Origin of the sequence: Pseudomonas paraveronii, from assembly GCF_963681955.1 — a bacterium.
GTDB classification, from domain to species: domain Bacteria; phylum Pseudomonadota; class Gammaproteobacteria; order Pseudomonadales; family Pseudomonadaceae; genus Aquipseudomonas; species Aquipseudomonas paraveronii.
Window position 1 is genome coordinate 3,786,518 of the sequence record NZ_OY817130.1, and the last position, 14,550, is coordinate 3,801,067.

The window sequence follows — 14,550 nt, forward strand, 5'->3', positions numbered from 1 at the left end:
TACAAAAACGCCCGCGTGGCGGCGGGCGTTTGGCATAGATCGTCGAAGCGTTATCGCCTTAATCGAAGGCGCCGTTGAGGACTTCGTAGATTATGCCGGAAGCAATTGCGACCAGTATCAAGTCCGTGCCTGCCTGCTGCCATTCGTAGCCGTCGTAATGTGGAAGTCTGCCCAACAATCGACCATCAAGTTTCTTGGCGATGCCTGGAGGAAGAGGCTTCCCTCTGGCTAGGTTCTTTTGTATTCCGGGTGGCAGTGAAGGACCTGGGCTCCAGTAGTCACGATAGCCACCGAGCACTCCCAATACGCTGCCGCGGTCAATGCTTGGCCCGCGAGCCCAATCGTCTCCGCTGGAACCTTTGCCCTTATTACCCTGGTTCCCATGACCTTGGCCGCCTTGTGAGTTGCCTTTTCCATTGCCTTGACCTTTCCCATTGCCAGGGTCTGCGAGTGCAGTCACCGAGCCAACGGCCAAAGTAAGGCAGGTAACAGCAACTACAAGCGAGCGTAATTTAAACATGACCGTCCTCTCTCCAAGGGAATGCTCCCTGAAATGTAGACGGTATTGCAGGTTTTAGTTCCGTAATACCCATCCCACTCACCGACATCGCCAATGTATCGGCCGCACGAAGAACAGATCGTTCGCCTGGAGACCACTACACGTTGACTGCTCGATGAGTGAAGGCTTGGCGAATGCGAAAGAAGTTCGCGTCGATAACGTCGCACCTGAATACGCAAGCCGCAGCAAGACCTCCAAAAAGCTACGAATCCGCCTGACTACAGATACGCTGGAGATCGTGAAGCCGACTCGTTGATCTAGAATCTGGCAGAGTTGCGGAAACCGCCTGAAATGATGCGGAAACGGTCAAGCGTTTTACTAAAAGCGTTTCAGGATTCCAAAAACAAAAAAGCCCCGCGTTTGCGGGGCTTTCGTGTAAATCTTGGCGGGAAACCAGGGATTCGAACCCTGGGAACGCTATTAACGTTCGCCGGTTTTCAAGACCGGTGCATTCAACCACTCTGCCAATTTCCCTTTTGCATCACAGGATTATAGCAGCCCATCCTGTCTCAGCGGGCGCCATAATACCCGAATGAAACACACTGTCAAACTCTCGCCATCGCTAGTTACAGAGCGTCTGTTATGATCTTTGCGACTGAACGTTTCAAAACCGAAGGAGTGTCGCCATGCGCGAACAGAATTACGCAGTGAATGGTAACGCGCAGGCTGAGCAGCTTGAAGTCAGCCGCGTCTTGCGCAACACCTATGGCTTGCTCGCCCTTACCCTCGCATTCAGCGGCGTGATGGCGTTCATGGCCCAGCAGATGCGCGTCGGCTACCCGAATATCTTTGTCGTGTTGATCGGCTTCTACGGTCTGTTCTTCCTGACCAACAAGCTGCGTGACTCGGCCTGGGGCCTGGTGTCGGCGTTTGCATTGACCGGTTTCATGGGGTTTATCCTCGGCCCGATCCTTAACCGCTACCTCGGCATGGCCGGCGGCGCGGAAGTGGTCAGCTCGGCGTTTGCCATGACGGCCCTGGTGTTTGGTGGTTTGTCGGCGTATGTGCTGATTACCCGCAAGGACATGAGCTTCCTGGGTGGCTTCATCACCGCCGGTTTCTTCGTGTTGCTAGGGGCAGTGGTCGCCGGCATGTTCTTCCAGATCAGCGGTCTGCAGTTGGCGATCAGCGCAGGCTTTGTGCTGTTTTCCTCCGTGTGCATCCTGTTCCAGACCAGCGCCATCATCCACGGCGGTGAGCGCAACTACATCATGGCGACCATCAGCCTGTATGTGTCGATCTACAACCTGTTCATCAGCCTGTTGCAGATCTTCGGCATCATGAGCCGCGACGACTGATTGCCAGCAGCATAAAAAATGCCCCGCATCGCGAGATACGGGGCATTTTTGTTTCAGGGGACTTTGTTCTGGGCTCAGTACTGGTTGGGCTCCATCTCCAGGTCGACCTTGAAACGTTCGGCAATATCCTGCTGGATACGTAGCGCCAGGTTCGCGATGTCATGTCCGGTGGCGCCGCCGTAGTTGACCAGCACCAATGCCTGCATCTTATGCACGCCGGCATCGCCATCGCGAAAGCCCTTCCAACCGGCCTTGTCGATCAACCAGCCGGCGGCGAGTTTCATCTGGCCGTCCGCCTGGGGATAGGCCACCAGGTCCGGATACACGCCTTGCAGCTCAGCCGCCAACGCCTGGGACACCAGTGGGTTTTTGAAGAAGCTGCCGGCGTTGCCCAGTTCTGCGGGGTCCGGCAGTTTTTCCCGACGAATGCTGCAGATTGCCCGACTGACATCGCTCGGAGTAGCTTCGGTAATCCCCTGCCCGGCCAGGCGCTGTTGCACTGGGCCGTAGTCGAGCTTGAGGTGGCTGACGCGGCTCAAGGCAAACCGTACTCGCAGGATCAACCAACGCCCGGTTTCGTGTTTGAACAGGCTGTCCCGGTAGGCGAAGTTGCATTCTTCCAGGTTGAAATCACGCAACTCGCCGGTCTGGCGGTCCAGGGCCGTCAAGCCGGCGAACACATCCTTGATCTCCACACCGTAGGCGCCGATGTTTTGCATCGGTGCAGCACCCACGGTGCCGGGGATCAAGCTGAGGTTTTCGAGGCCGCAGAGGCCATGTTCCAGGGTCCACAGTACAAACGGATGCCAGGCTTCGCCCGCTTCGGCCTCGACCAGCACGTGCTTGCCATCATCCTGTAGCACACGAATGCCCCGGGTCGCCATGCGCAATACCAGGGCTGGAATGTCCCGGGTCAGCAGCAGGTTGCTGCCACCACCGATCACCAGCAGCGGTACTGCCTGCGCGGCGGCGTAGGCCAGGGCTTCGCGAACATCCGCGTCGCTATGAGCCTCGGCGAAGAGCTGGGCACGCACGTCGATGCCGAAGCTGTTGAATGGCTTGAGCGATACCTGCGCAAGTACTTGCAAGGTCATAACCGCCCCTTCAATTCGATCACCAATAAATCACAGGCTCGCTCGATCAGGTCCAGGACCCGCTCAAAGCCTTGTTCGCCTTCGTAGTAAGGATCTGGCACCTCGTCCACTTCCGAGTCGTAGCGGCGCAGGAACAGGTCCAGCTCGGCCTTGCCCTGCCCCGACTGCATGGCCTTGAGGTTGCGCAGGTTGCTGTGGTCCATCGCCAGGATCAGGTCGTAGCGCGCAAAGTCGGCGCTGCTGACCTGCTGCGCACGCTGGGCCGACAGATCATAACCCCGCGCCCGCGCTGCACGCTGGCTACGCTGGTCCGGTGGGTTGCCGACATGCCATTCGCCCGTGCCGGCAGACGCCACATCGACCTGGCCGGCCAAACCCGCTTCGGACAATTTATGACGCAATACGCCTTCAGCGGTTGGCGAGCGGCAGATATTGCCCAGGCAGACAAACAGAACCTCCATCAGGCCCCCAGCAGACGGCGGACGCGGTCGAGGTCTTCCTGAGTGTCGACACCCGCAGGCGGTGCTTCCAGAGCGTCGGCGACGTGGATGCGCACGCCGTGCCACAGGGCACGCAGTTGCTCCAGGGATTCGGTGTTTTCCAGCCAGCACGGGCCCCAACTGACGAAGTCCTGCAGGAAACCGGCGCGGTAGGCGTAGATACCGATGTGACGGCGGTACGGCACGCCCTCTGGCAACAGGTCAGGATTCCTGGCAAAAGCATCCCGCGCCCAGGGCAACGTCGAGCGACTGAACGTCAGCGCCAGGCCGTTGATGTCGCTGACCACCTTGACCACGTTCGGATTGAACAGGGTGTCGATATCTTCGATGGGCTCGGCCAGCGTCGCCATGCGCGCTTCACCATGGGCAGCCAGGTTGGCGGCCACCTGGTCGATCACGCTCGGCGGGATCAACGGCTCATCACCTTGCACATTGACCACGATGGCATCAGGCGCCAGGCCAAGCTGTGTGGCCACTTCGGCCAGGCGGTCGGTACCGGAATTATGGTCTTCGCGGGTCAGTACCGCTTCGGCACCGAAGGTTTTGCAGGCGTCGATAATACGTGGATCATCGGTAGCCACCACCACGCGCTCGGCGCTGCTTTTGCAGGCCTGTTCCCATACCAACTGAATCATCGGCTTGTTGCCGATCAGTTGCAGCGGTTTACCCGGCAGGCGGGTCGAGGCGTAGCGCGATGGAATGACAACGGTAAAGGCTGTAGTCATTTATCCAGACGCTCGTCGGTGGTCAGCGTGCGGGCTTCGCTTTCCAGCATCACCGGGATGCCATCACGGATCGGGTAAGCCAGGCCGGCGCCTTTGCTGATCAGTTCGGTCTTGTCAGCGCTGAGCTTGAGTGGGCCTTTGCAGATCGGGCAAGCGAGGATGTCGAGCAGTTTGGTGTCCATGAGTGTTTCCTGGAATGAAGCGTTTAAGGCAAGAGACGGGCGGGCAACAGACGCATCAGTTGCGTGTCGAACCAGGCGACAAACGCCGGCGACGGCACCGCATCCACCGCAAGGTACCACCAGTCAGGCTGGGCAAAGACGCGGCACTTCACCGCGTCCTTCTCGGTCATGACCAGCGGCAATGATGGTGTGAAATTCAAGACCTCGGCGCTGTAGGGCGCATGGTCGGCAAAAACATGGGGTATCGGTTGCCAGTGTAGCGTTTCAAGGGTGTTGAAGAAACGTTGCGGGTTGCCGATCCCGGCGACCGCATGCACCTGCTGGCCTGCCGGGAAGTAATCGACCGGCTGACGCTCGTCGGTTTGCAAGTTGACCAACACCGTGGGCTGCAGGCAAAAGGCGAAGCCATCTTCGCGATCGGCGCCGGCGCCATTATAGAGCAGCGCATCCACGCTCTGCAGGCGCTCCGCCGGTTCGCGCAACGGCCCGGCAGGCAGGCAGCGGCCATTGCCCAGGCCCCTGGCGGCGTCGATCAGCACCAGTTCAAGGTCGCGAGCCAGGCGGTAATGCTGCAGGCCGTCGTCGGAGAGGATCAGGTCCAGGGTTTCGCTGGCCAGCAGCGTCTTCACCGCGCGACTGCGGTCAGGGTCGATCATCAAGGGGACGCCGCAGCGCTGCACGATCAGCAAGGGTTCATCGCCAGCCACTTCGGCGCTGTGGCCGGCCTCGACCCGCCACGGCAACTGCGGTGGCTTGGCGCCATACCCGCGACTGACCACGCCCACGCGCAAACCGCTACGTTGGCAGTGCTCAATCAACCACAGGATCAACGGTGTCTTGCCAGTCCCGCCCACGGTGATATTACCGACCACCACTACCGGCACCGGCGATTGGTAGATCTCGCCCTCGCCCGCCAGGAAACGCGCGCGCTTGCGCTGCACCACCGCGCGATACAACGACTCCAGCGGCCGCAACAACGTCAGCGCCGGATGGCCCTCGTACCAGGCCTTGAGCAAACGATCGGACATGGCCATCAGGGTTGGCTCGCCGCCTCGACGGTGCTCATGCGCAAGTGGCTGAACCCGAGCTTGCCGGCAGCGTCCATCGCGGTAATCACCGCCTGGTGCTGGGTCTTGCCATCGGCACTGATGGACAGCGGCATCTTGGTATCGCCACCGGACTCTTTCTGCAGAGCCTCCATCAGGCTGTTGAGGTCGTTTTTCTCGAGCAACTGGTTATTCACCGAAAACACGCCGTCGGCACTGATGGCGATATCCAATTGCTTGACCTCCTGGTCCTCGGCCGGCGAGCCGCTGACCGCTTCCGGCAAATCGACCCGCAGCTCGGTCTGCCGTGTAAAGGTGGTGGTCACGACAAAAAACAGCAGCAGGATAAACACCACGTCGATCAGCGACGCGAGGTTGATATCAACATTTTCCCGTTGCTTGCGGCGAAATTTCACGCTTTGCCCCCGACCAGATCCACGTCACGATCGCCCTGCACCACTTCCACCAGCTTGATGGCTTCCTGCTCCATGCCGACCACGAGTTCATCGATCCGGCGTTGCAGGAAACGGTGGAAGAACACCGAGGGAATACCGACCATCAGGCCCGCCGCCGTGGTGATCAGGGCCTTCGAGATACCACCGGCCAGCACCGCCGCATTGGTGGTCATGCCCGAGCCCATGAACGAGCTGAAAATATCGATCATGCCCAGGACGGTGCCCAGCAGACCGAGCAACGGCGCCATGGCGGCGATGGTGCCGAGGGCATTGATATAGCGTTCCAGCTCATGGATGACCCGCGCTGCGGCCTCTTCAATGCACTCTTTCATGATCTCGCGACCATGCTTGGAGTTGGCCAACCCGGCCGCGAGGATTTCACCCAGGGGCGAGTTGGCGCGCAGTTCCTTGAGTTTCTGCTTGTCGAGCTGCTTGTTCTTGATCCAGCCCCAGACCTGTCCCAGCAGATGCTCGGGCGTGACGCGACTGGCGCGCAGGGTCCACAGGCGTTCGGCAACGATGCCGAGTGCGGCGATGGAGCTCAAGATGATCGGCAACATCATCCAGCCGCCGGATTTGACCAATTCCCACACAGTGAATGTCCCCTCGAAAAAGTGCGCCACTTTACCATATAGGTCAGGCAGCGGGGCTCGTCGACCCACGACCCGCCTATCGCAGGCTTCGGTCATTGGTAACGCCCGGTTACGGTAACGCTTCTCGCCAGAAGCGGCGTTGACTGCGCGCAACAATCGGTGGTGCGAAGGCCCCTAATCGCAAACGCACCGCGCCCTGTTCGGCGCTGTCATACACCTGACTACCCAATGCTTGATAGCGTTCCACCACCTGCGGGTGAGGATGGCCGAACGCATTGCCACGCCCTCGGGAAATCAGCACCGACTTCGGCGCCAGCCGCTGCAGAAAGGGAGCGGATGAAGAGCTGCGGCTACCGTGGTGAGGTGCTTGCAGCCAATCGGTCGGCACCGCCAGGGCCGAGGCCAGAAACGCCTTCTCTGCGGCGCGATCGATATCGCCAGTGAGCAGCAGGCGTTCGCCATTGGCCTGCACCTGCAATACACAGGACTTCGGGTTGCGGCTAATGGCGTCGGGCCATTGCCAAAGTTCAAATGACACACCATCCCACACCCACTGCTCACCGCTGATACAAGGCTGAGTCTGAAGAAACGCCGGCAACCCTTCGGTTTCGCCACCGACGACCCGTTTGATCGGCAGCCCGCTGGCGACAGCGGCCGCACCGCCAGCATGATCGGCATCGGCATGGCTCAATAACATCATGTCCAAAGCGTCTATCCCGAGCTTCTTCAGCGACGGCAACACCACCCGCGCGCCGAGATCAACCGCCCCGGAGCGCGGGCCGGCATCGTAGAGCAAGGTGTGATGGCGGGTGCGCAGGATCAATGCCTGCCCTTGCCCGACATCCAACTGCAACACGTCCACCTGCCCGTGGGGCACCGGCTCGCGCGGCGGGAACACTGCCAACAACAGCATCGGCCAGCCCAGCAGCCGAAACGGCACGCCCTTGGGCAGCAGCAGCAACACCGCACCGACCAGGCTTACCAGCCAATACCCCACGGGCACCTCGGCCGGTATCCACGCAGGTAATTGTGCCGCCAGTAGCGCCAGGGCCTTGAACAGGCCGCCCAGCGCCCCACCCGCCAGCCACAACAAGCCCTCGCCCACAAACGGCAGCGCCAGCAGTGCAGTCCCAAGTAAGGCCAGGGGCAACACCACCAGGCTGATCCACGGCACCGCAAATAGATTAGCCAGCGGCGCGCTGAGACTGATGGGCAAACCGAGCACCAGCAACACCGGAAAAAGACCGATGGCAATCAACCATTGCGGACGGGTCCATGCCTGCCAGACGCTCCACCACCCCAATCGCCCGCCGAAAGTCAGCGCCAGCACCGCCACCGCCGCAAAGGACAACCAGAACCCCGGCTGCAAGCTGGCCAAGGGTTCAAGGATCAGCACGCCATTAAACGCCAGCAACAGTGGCCACCAGATGCCCAAATGACGGAAACGCAAACGCCACAGCAACACCAGCCCCACCATCACACAGGCGCGCTGCACCGGCACGCCGAATCCCGCCAGCAGGCCGTACCCCAGCGCTGCGGCAAACGCCAGGCCACACGCCCACGGCAGCCACGGCCAGGTCCGCGGCCAGCAGCCGTAGCGCGCCAGAGCGGCGACGAGCGCGTAGATCAACCCCGCCAACAGGCCGATGTGCTGGCCGGAAATGACCAGCAAATGCACCGTGCCGGTGTCCTGCAAGACACGCCAGTCCTCGGCCGCCAGTCCCGATCCGTCCCCCAGCACCAGGGCCGCCAGTCCGGCCTCGCGCCCTTGGGCATCCACCGCCATCAAGCGCTGACGGACCCCGTCGCGCCAAGCATTGCGGGCCGGCGCCAGACGTTCGCCGTCCTTCACCGAGCCGGTGGCGCCAATACGCTGGGCGAGCAGCCTGGCTTCATGGTCGACGCCATGGAAGTTGAGCAGGCCCGACGGACGTTTAAGCGTCACCGCGAGGCGCCAGCGTTCACCGCTGCGTACCGGTGGCCCACCGTGCCAGGACAGCCGAATCCGCGTGGGCAGCCGGGCTTTGCGCGACCGGCTGTCGGTTAGCTCGAAACGCACGCCGCTGTCGGTCCGCTGCGGCAACCCGGTCACGCGCCCCTCCAGCCAACGTGTCTGGCCGTCGAGCGCCGGACGCAAGCGATCATCCAGTGCCCACTGCGCGCTCATGCACGCCCAGCTCAAGCCGAATAGGAAAAACGCCAGCGGGTAGGTACGAAACGGCAGCAGCATCAACGCCACCTGCACCAGGGCCAACAGCGCCCCGGTAGGCGGCAGTGCGGGTAGAAATCGCAGCGCAAGCAGCCCGAGTGCAAGCGCGAACATCCCTGTCCTCATGGATCATTCCTTTGAAGTGATCCACTCAGTCTTAGCCGCCGCCCGGGCACCGCCTATGATGTTTTGTCACAAAGTCTGAATTTTCTGTTTATAGAATGCGGGCATACTTGCCCCTCGATCTGACTTGGACCCCTTATGCCCCGGCGCTTATTCAAACGGTACATGCCCGACCCCACGAGTATCAGGGAACACAAGTCATTACAGTTTCTTGGCACCTTGTTGCATGACCCGAACCTCTGGCACTTGAATCGGCACTCGGTGGCACGCGCCATGGCGGTGGGCCTGTTCGCGGCCTTTATCCCGATCCCCTTGCAGATGCTATTGGCGGCAGCGCTGGCAATCACCGTGCGTGGCAATATGCCGATTGCCATCAGCCTGGTGTGGCTGACCAACCCGATCACCATGCCGGTGGTATTTCTGTGTACCTACATGACTGGCGCCTGGCTGATGAATGTGCCACCGCGCAGCCTGCCTCACGACCTGTCCTGGGAGTGGATCAGCGGGCAGTTGAGCACGCTGTGGCAGCCGTTCCTGCTCGGCTCGGTGGTACTGGGTGCGGTGTTGGGCACGCTGGCTTATTGCCTGACCATGGGTTACTGGCGCTGGTGGGTCGCGCACCAATGGAAAAAACGCAAACAGCGTCGCGCTTGAGCCCTAGGTGGCCAGCATACGCAGATGCACACGCAAGCCTTGGCCGGTATTTTCCGCCCACAGGCAACCGTCCTGACGCTGCACCGCATTGCGCGCGATGCTCAACCCCAACCCGAAGCCACCGTCGCCAGGTCGTGAGCCATCCAAGCGGGTAAACGGCGCGAAGATCCGTTCCAGGTCGCGCTCATCAATGCCCCCGCCCTGATCCTCCAGCCACAGGTGCCAGTATTCGCCGTCACGGCGCCCATCCAGGCTGACGACTCCGTCCACCGGTGAATGCCGTATGGCGTTGCGCAGGATATTTTCCAAGGCCTGGGCCAAAGCGTTCAGATTACCGCGTACCCAACAGTCTGGCCCCAGCAGGCATGGCAGCCGCGAGGCTGGCCAATCGCTTTCGAAACAGGCGTTTTCCTTGAGCATGTCCCACAGCGCCTGAACCTGAATATCTTCGACAGGCAGCGGCGTCCGCTCGGTATCCAGCCAGGCCAATTGAAGGCTGTCCTCGACCAGGCGCTGCATCGCGTCGATCTCTCGCCCCAACCGTTCACGCAATTGCGCCAGATCCTGCTCGCTGTCACAGGCCACGCGCAAACGGCTCAGGGGAGTGCGCAGTTCATGGGACATGTCCCGCAACAACTGTTGCTGCAACACCACGGTGCCCTGCAAACGTTCGGACATATGGTCAAAGGCCCGACCCAGCTCGCCCAATTCATCCTGACGACTGGTGGCTGCGTAGGACAGCCGTGTGTTCAATTGGTCGGCACGCCAGGCATTGGCCTGCTCGCGCAGCTGGTTCAGCGGCACGATCAGCAGCCGATAGAGGCCGATGCACAACAACAGGGTAAACAGACCGGGAATCACGCCATTGGTCACCACCCGCCAAAACAGTTGGTAACGTCCCGGCATAAAGCGCTGGGGCAACTCGATCACCAGCGAGCCGACGCTGGGGTCCAGGGGAAACGGGATTTTCAACCATGGCAGGCCTTTGACGTGGCGGCTGACCGGCCAGTCCAGGCCACGCAGGAAGGTCAGGCGCTGGCTTTCCTTGTCGGTCAACGGCATGCTGCCAAGGGATTGCAGATCGTTGCCGATCACGCCGATCCAGGTGCTTTCACGCGCCGCCATCAGTTGCAGCCAGGCGTCCACGCCGGCACTGCCCTGGGTACTCCAGGCCAACTCTGCTCCCGCCGCATAAGCGCTGAGAATCTCGCGAGAGGTTTCGGACAGATAGGCGTTCTGCTGCTCCATGTACCGACCCCAGGACCAACTGAGCCAGATCATCAACAAACAGAAGGCAATCAGCAGGCAGGCCAGTTTCCAGAATAACGAGTGTTTACCCGGCAGCCGTTTCAAGCGCCCCTCAAAGACTGTCATCGTGACCACTCAACACATAGCCCTTGCCCCACACCGTGCGCACTTCGCGCTCGCTGTAGCCGATAACTTTGAGTTTGCGGCGAATCTGGCTGATATGCATGTCGAGGCTGCGGTCATGGGGCGCATAACCGCGCTGCAGCACATGCTGATAAAGGAAGGCCTTGCTCAGCACTTCCTCGCCGCTGCTGTGCAAGGTGTGCAGCAGGCGGTACTCGCTACGGGTCAAGCCGGCCCAGTGTTGCTGGTAGAAGACGTCGGACAGTTCATCGTCAAAGCGCAGGCTACGGACGTCGTCGCGCACGGTCGGCAAACTCGCCAGCGGGCGGCGATCCAAGGCCACCCGGCGCAGGATGGCTTCGATACGCACCCGCAACTCGATCATGCTGAACGGTTTGGGCAGGTAATCGTCCGCGCCCAGGCGAAAGCCGTTCACGCGATCGGCTTCGGCGCCCAGGGCCGACATCAGGATCACCGGCACCGAATGGCTCTGGCGCAGGTGCGTGAGGATCTCCAGCCCATCCAGCCCAGGCAGCAGAATGTCCATCAACACCACGTCGAAGGCTTGCTCGCGGGCCATTTCCAGGCCTTGCTGACCGTTCTGGCACCACGTGACCTGAAAACCACAGCGCCCCAGATGCTCATGGACATAGGCGCCCAGCACGGGGTCATCTTCGATGGTCAGGATACTGGGTAGGCCAACTGTTGCGGGATTCATTAGCGTCTGCAAGTCATTCTCAATCACTGATTATTCAAGATTCCCCCCCGCCAGGCAATCGCCACGTCGTGCCAAATGGCTCGAAGATTGCCATCCGTGATTAATTTGCAAGATTCCAGACCGCGCAAATGGCTACACTGCGCGGGTAACGCGGGCCGGATGCCTGCACGGACGATTGATGACAACGTGGTTGCAGGAGAGTGGCGTGCTTACAAGAATGGGGATAAAAGGCCGCGTACTATTGCTGACCTTATTACCGACCAGCCTGATGGCCTTGTTGTTGGGCGGCTATTTCACCTGGATGCAGCTCTCGGAGTTGCAGTCCCAGTTGCTGCAACGCGGCGAAATGATCGCCGAGCAGTTGGCCCCGTTGGCGGCTCCCGCCCTGAGCAGCAAGAACACCGACCTGCTGGAACGCATCGCCACCCAATCTCTGGAACAACCGGACGTGCGCGCCGTTTCTTTCCTCGCACCGGACCGCTCGTCCATGGCCCACGCCGGCCCGACCATGCTCAACCCGCCGCCGGCGGGTAACAGCTCCCACCTGTTACAGCGCACCGGCAACGACGCCACCCGCTACCTGCTGCCGGTGTTTGGGCACCATCGCAACCTTGCCGGCGAGCTGATCCCCGATGAAGCCGACCGCCTGTTCGGTTGGGTCGAGGTGGAACTGTCCCACAATGGCATGTTGCTGCGCGGTTACCGCAGCCTGTTCGCCAGCCTGCTGTTGATTGCCATCGGCCTGATCTGCACGGCGGCCCTGGCCCTGCGTATCAGCCGCACCATCAATTCGCCGCTCGGCCAGATCAAGCAAGCCGTGGCCCAACTCAAAGACGGCAACCTGGAAACCCGCTTGCCTGCGCTGGGCAGCCAGGAACTGGACCAACTCGCCTCGGGCATCAACCGCATGGCCGAGACCCTGCAGAACGCCCGGGAAGAACTGCAGCACAGCATCGACCAGGCCACCGAAGACGTGCGCCAGAACCTGGAAACCATCGAAATCCAGAACATCGAGCTGGACCTGGCGCGCAAGGAAGCCCTGGAGGCCAGCCGCATCAAGTCGGAGTTCCTGGCCAATATGAGCCACGAAATCCGCACGCCGCTCAACGGCATCCTCGGTTTCACCCACCTGCTGCAAAAAAGCGAGCTGACGCCGCGCCAGTTGGATTACCTGGGCACCATCGAAAAGTCCGCCGATAACCTGCTGGGCATCATCAACGAGATCCTCGATTTCTCGAAGATCGAAGCCGGCAAGCTGGTACTCGACAGCGTGCCCTTCAACCTGCGGGACTTGCTGCAAGACACCCTGACCATCCTCGCCCCCGCCGCCCATGCCAAACAGCTGGAACTGGTGAGCCTGGTGTACCGCGACACACCGCTGGCATTGGTGGGTGACCCGCTGCGCCTCAAGCAGATCCTGACCAACCTGATCAGCAATGCGATCAAGTTCACCCGCGAAGGCACCATCGTGGCCCGCGCGATGATCGAGGATGAACAGGAAGACAGCGTGCAACTGCGCATCAGTGTGCAGGACACTGGCATCGGCCTGTCCAACCAGGACGTGCGCACGCTGTTCCAGGCGTTCAGCCAGGCCGACAATTCGCTGTCGCGCCAACCGGGCGGCACCGGCCTGGGCCTGGTGATTTCCAAGCGCTTGATCGAACAGATGGGCGGCGAAATCGGCGTCGACAGCACACCGGGCGAAGGCTCGGAGTTCTGGATCAGCCTGAACCTGCCCAAGACCCGCGACGACGTCGAAGACCTGCCCTCTGCGCCGCTGCTCGGCCGCCGCGTGGCCGTGCTGGAAAACCACGAACTGGCGCGCCAGGCCTTGCAGCACCAACTCGAAGACTGCGGCCTGGAAGTCACGCCGTTCAATACCCTGGAAAGCCTGACCAACGGCATCACCAGCGCACACCAGACCGAACAGGCGATCGACTTGGCGGTACTCGGCGTCACCGCCAATGACATCCCGCCCGAGCGCCTCAACCAGCATCTGTGGGACCTCGAACACCTGGGCTGCAAGGTACTGGTGCTGTGCCCGACCACCGAGCAAATGCTGTTCAACCAGTCGGTGCCCAACCCCAACAGTCAGTTGCAGGCCAAGCCCGCGTGTACGCGCAAGCTGCGCCGCGCCCTGGCCGACCTGATCAGCCCGCGCCCCTCTCGCTGCGAGCCGGGCGAGCCACTCTCCAGCCGCGCACCCCGCGTGCTCTGTGTGGATGACAACCCGGCCAACCTGTTACTGGTGCAAACCCTGCTGGAAGACATGGGCGCCAAGGTGCAGGCGGTGGAAAGTGGTTACGCGGCCATCGAGGCAGTCAAGCAGGAGACCTTCGACCTGGTGCTGATGGACGTGCAGATGCCTGGCATTGACGGCCGTAAAAGTACCGAGGCGATTCGCCAGTGGGAAAGCGAGCGCCACGGCACGCCGCTGCCGGTGGTGGCCCTCACCGCCCACGCCATGGCCAATGAAAAGCGTGCGCTGCTGCAAAGCGGCATGGACGACTACCTGACCAAACCCATCAGCGAGCGGCAATTGGCCCAGGTAGTGTTGAAGTGGACCGGCCTGGCCCTGCGCAACCAAGGGCCGGAGCGCCCGACCGAAGGCCTCGGCCCAGGCGTGCGATTGCTCGTGCTGGACCACGAGGAAGGCCTGCGGCTGGCCGCGGGCAAGGCTGACCTGGCGGCGGACATGCTCGCAATGTTGCTCGCCTCCCTGGAAGCCGACCGCCTGGCGATTACCCTCGCCCGCGAAGCCAATGACAACCACGCCTTGATCGAACGCGTCCATCGCCTGCACGGCGCCACCCGTTACTGCGGCGTGCCGCAACTGCGCGCCGCCTGCCAACGCGCCGAAACCCTGCTCAAGCAGGACGACGCCAAGGCCATGGCCGCGCTGGACGAGCTGGACATGGCCATTGCCCGTTTGGCCAGTGAAGCGCGGGTCAGCGCCTGACACTTTTTATGGAGGCGAGCTTGTGTGGGAGCCGGGCTTGCTCGCTCCCACAGGGTTCGCGTTA

14 protein-coding genes and 1 tRNA gene are annotated in these 14,550 nt (G+C 61.5%); 3 read left to right on the top strand and 12 right to left on the bottom strand.

Going from position 1 to position 14,550, the window contains the following annotated elements; genetic code table 11:
- Positions 1-58 precede the first annotated feature (58 nt).
- Both U5A08_RS17310 and U5A08_RS17315 read right to left on the bottom strand, forming a co-directional pair.
- Positions 59-520 (bottom strand): anti-virulence regulator CigR family protein, encoded by a 462-nt coding sequence (locus U5A08_RS17310; RefSeq protein ID WP_253396670.1) that lies wholly within the window; start codon positions 518-520, stop codon positions 59-61.
- 422 nt (positions 521-942) lie between these two features.
- A tRNA-Ser gene (locus U5A08_RS17315) sits at positions 943-1,033 on the bottom strand.
- Positions 1,034-1,185: 152 nt separating this feature from the next.
- Between U5A08_RS17315 and U5A08_RS17320 the strand changes: the two genes are divergently transcribed.
- A complete protein-coding gene (locus tag U5A08_RS17320) occupies positions 1,186-1,857 on the top strand; it encodes a Bax inhibitor-1/YccA family protein (protein WP_247404731.1) in 672 nt (223 codons plus the stop codon).
- Positions 1,858-1,931: 74 nt separating this feature from the next.
- Here U5A08_RS17320 and murB read toward each other — a convergent pair whose 3' ends face one another.
- From murB to U5A08_RS17360, 8 genes are all read right to left on the bottom strand, one after another.
- Positions 1,932-2,951 (bottom strand): UDP-N-acetylmuramate dehydrogenase, encoded by a 1,020-nt coding sequence (gene murB, locus U5A08_RS17325; RefSeq protein WP_253396693.1) that lies wholly within the window; start codon positions 2,949-2,951, stop codon positions 1,932-1,934.
- Positions 2,948-3,412: a low molecular weight protein-tyrosine-phosphatase gene (locus U5A08_RS17330; RefSeq protein WP_253396694.1), complete on the bottom strand. Its 465-nt coding sequence runs from the start codon at positions 3,410-3,412 to the stop codon at positions 2,948-2,950. The genes murB and U5A08_RS17330 overlap by 4 nt, the downstream gene beginning before the upstream one ends.
- Entirely contained in the window at positions 3,412-4,176 is a 765-nt protein-coding gene (gene kdsB / locus U5A08_RS17335) for a 3-deoxy-manno-octulosonate cytidylyltransferase (RefSeq protein ID WP_253396696.1), read from the bottom strand. The genes U5A08_RS17330 and kdsB overlap by 1 nt, the downstream gene beginning before the upstream one ends.
- The gene (locus tag U5A08_RS17340) at positions 4,173-4,358 is read right to left on the bottom strand and encodes a Trm112 family protein (protein WP_003174668.1); all 186 of its coding nucleotides are present in this window, start codon (positions 4,356-4,358) and stop codon (positions 4,173-4,175) included. Before U5A08_RS17340 ends, kdsB begins: the two co-directional genes overlap by 4 nt.
- Positions 4,359-4,381: 23 nt before the next feature.
- Positions 4,382-5,392: a tetraacyldisaccharide 4'-kinase gene (gene lpxK, locus U5A08_RS17345; protein WP_253396698.1), complete on the bottom strand. Its 1,011-nt coding sequence runs from the start codon at positions 5,390-5,392 to the stop codon at positions 4,382-4,384.
- Entirely contained in the window at positions 5,392-5,820 is a 429-nt protein-coding gene (locus tag U5A08_RS17350; protein WP_024076131.1) for a flagellar polar localization protein PocB, read from the bottom strand. Before U5A08_RS17350 ends, lpxK begins: the two co-directional genes overlap by 1 nt.
- Positions 5,817-6,452, bottom strand: a complete 636-nt coding sequence (locus tag U5A08_RS17355) for a flagellar polar localization protein PocA (RefSeq protein WP_247407985.1) — start codon at positions 6,450-6,452, stop codon at positions 5,817-5,819. Before U5A08_RS17355 ends, U5A08_RS17350 begins: the two co-directional genes overlap by 4 nt.
- A 109-nt stretch (positions 6,453-6,561) precedes the next feature.
- Complete coding sequence (locus U5A08_RS17360) at positions 6,562-8,787, bottom strand: DNA internalization-related competence protein ComEC/Rec2 (RefSeq protein WP_321847669.1); 2,226 nt, start codon at positions 8,785-8,787, stop codon at positions 6,562-6,564.
- Positions 8,788-8,922: 135 nt separating this feature from the next.
- On the opposite strand from U5A08_RS17360, the gene U5A08_RS17365 reads away from it, so the two are divergent.
- Positions 8,923-9,438: a DUF2062 domain-containing protein gene (locus U5A08_RS17365; RefSeq protein ID WP_253396704.1), complete on the top strand. Its 516-nt coding sequence runs from the start codon at positions 8,923-8,925 to the stop codon at positions 9,436-9,438.
- A 3-nt stretch (positions 9,439-9,441) separates the two neighbouring features.
- Here the strand turns inward: U5A08_RS17365 and U5A08_RS17370 are convergent, their stop codons facing one another.
- Entirely contained in the window at positions 9,442-10,812 is a 1,371-nt protein-coding gene (locus U5A08_RS17370) for a sensor histidine kinase (protein ID WP_321847671.1), read from the bottom strand.
- Positions 10,799-11,527 (bottom strand): response regulator transcription factor, encoded by a 729-nt coding sequence (locus U5A08_RS17375; RefSeq protein ID WP_253396708.1) that lies wholly within the window; start codon positions 11,525-11,527, stop codon positions 10,799-10,801. Before U5A08_RS17375 ends, U5A08_RS17370 begins: the two co-directional genes overlap by 14 nt.
- Positions 11,528-11,732: 205 nt before the next feature.
- On the opposite strand from U5A08_RS17375, the gene U5A08_RS17380 reads away from it, so the two are divergent.
- Positions 11,733-14,486, top strand: a complete 2,754-nt coding sequence (locus tag U5A08_RS17380; RefSeq protein ID WP_253396710.1) for a response regulator — start codon at positions 11,733-11,735, stop codon at positions 14,484-14,486.
- Positions 14,487-14,550 lie beyond the last annotated feature (64 nt).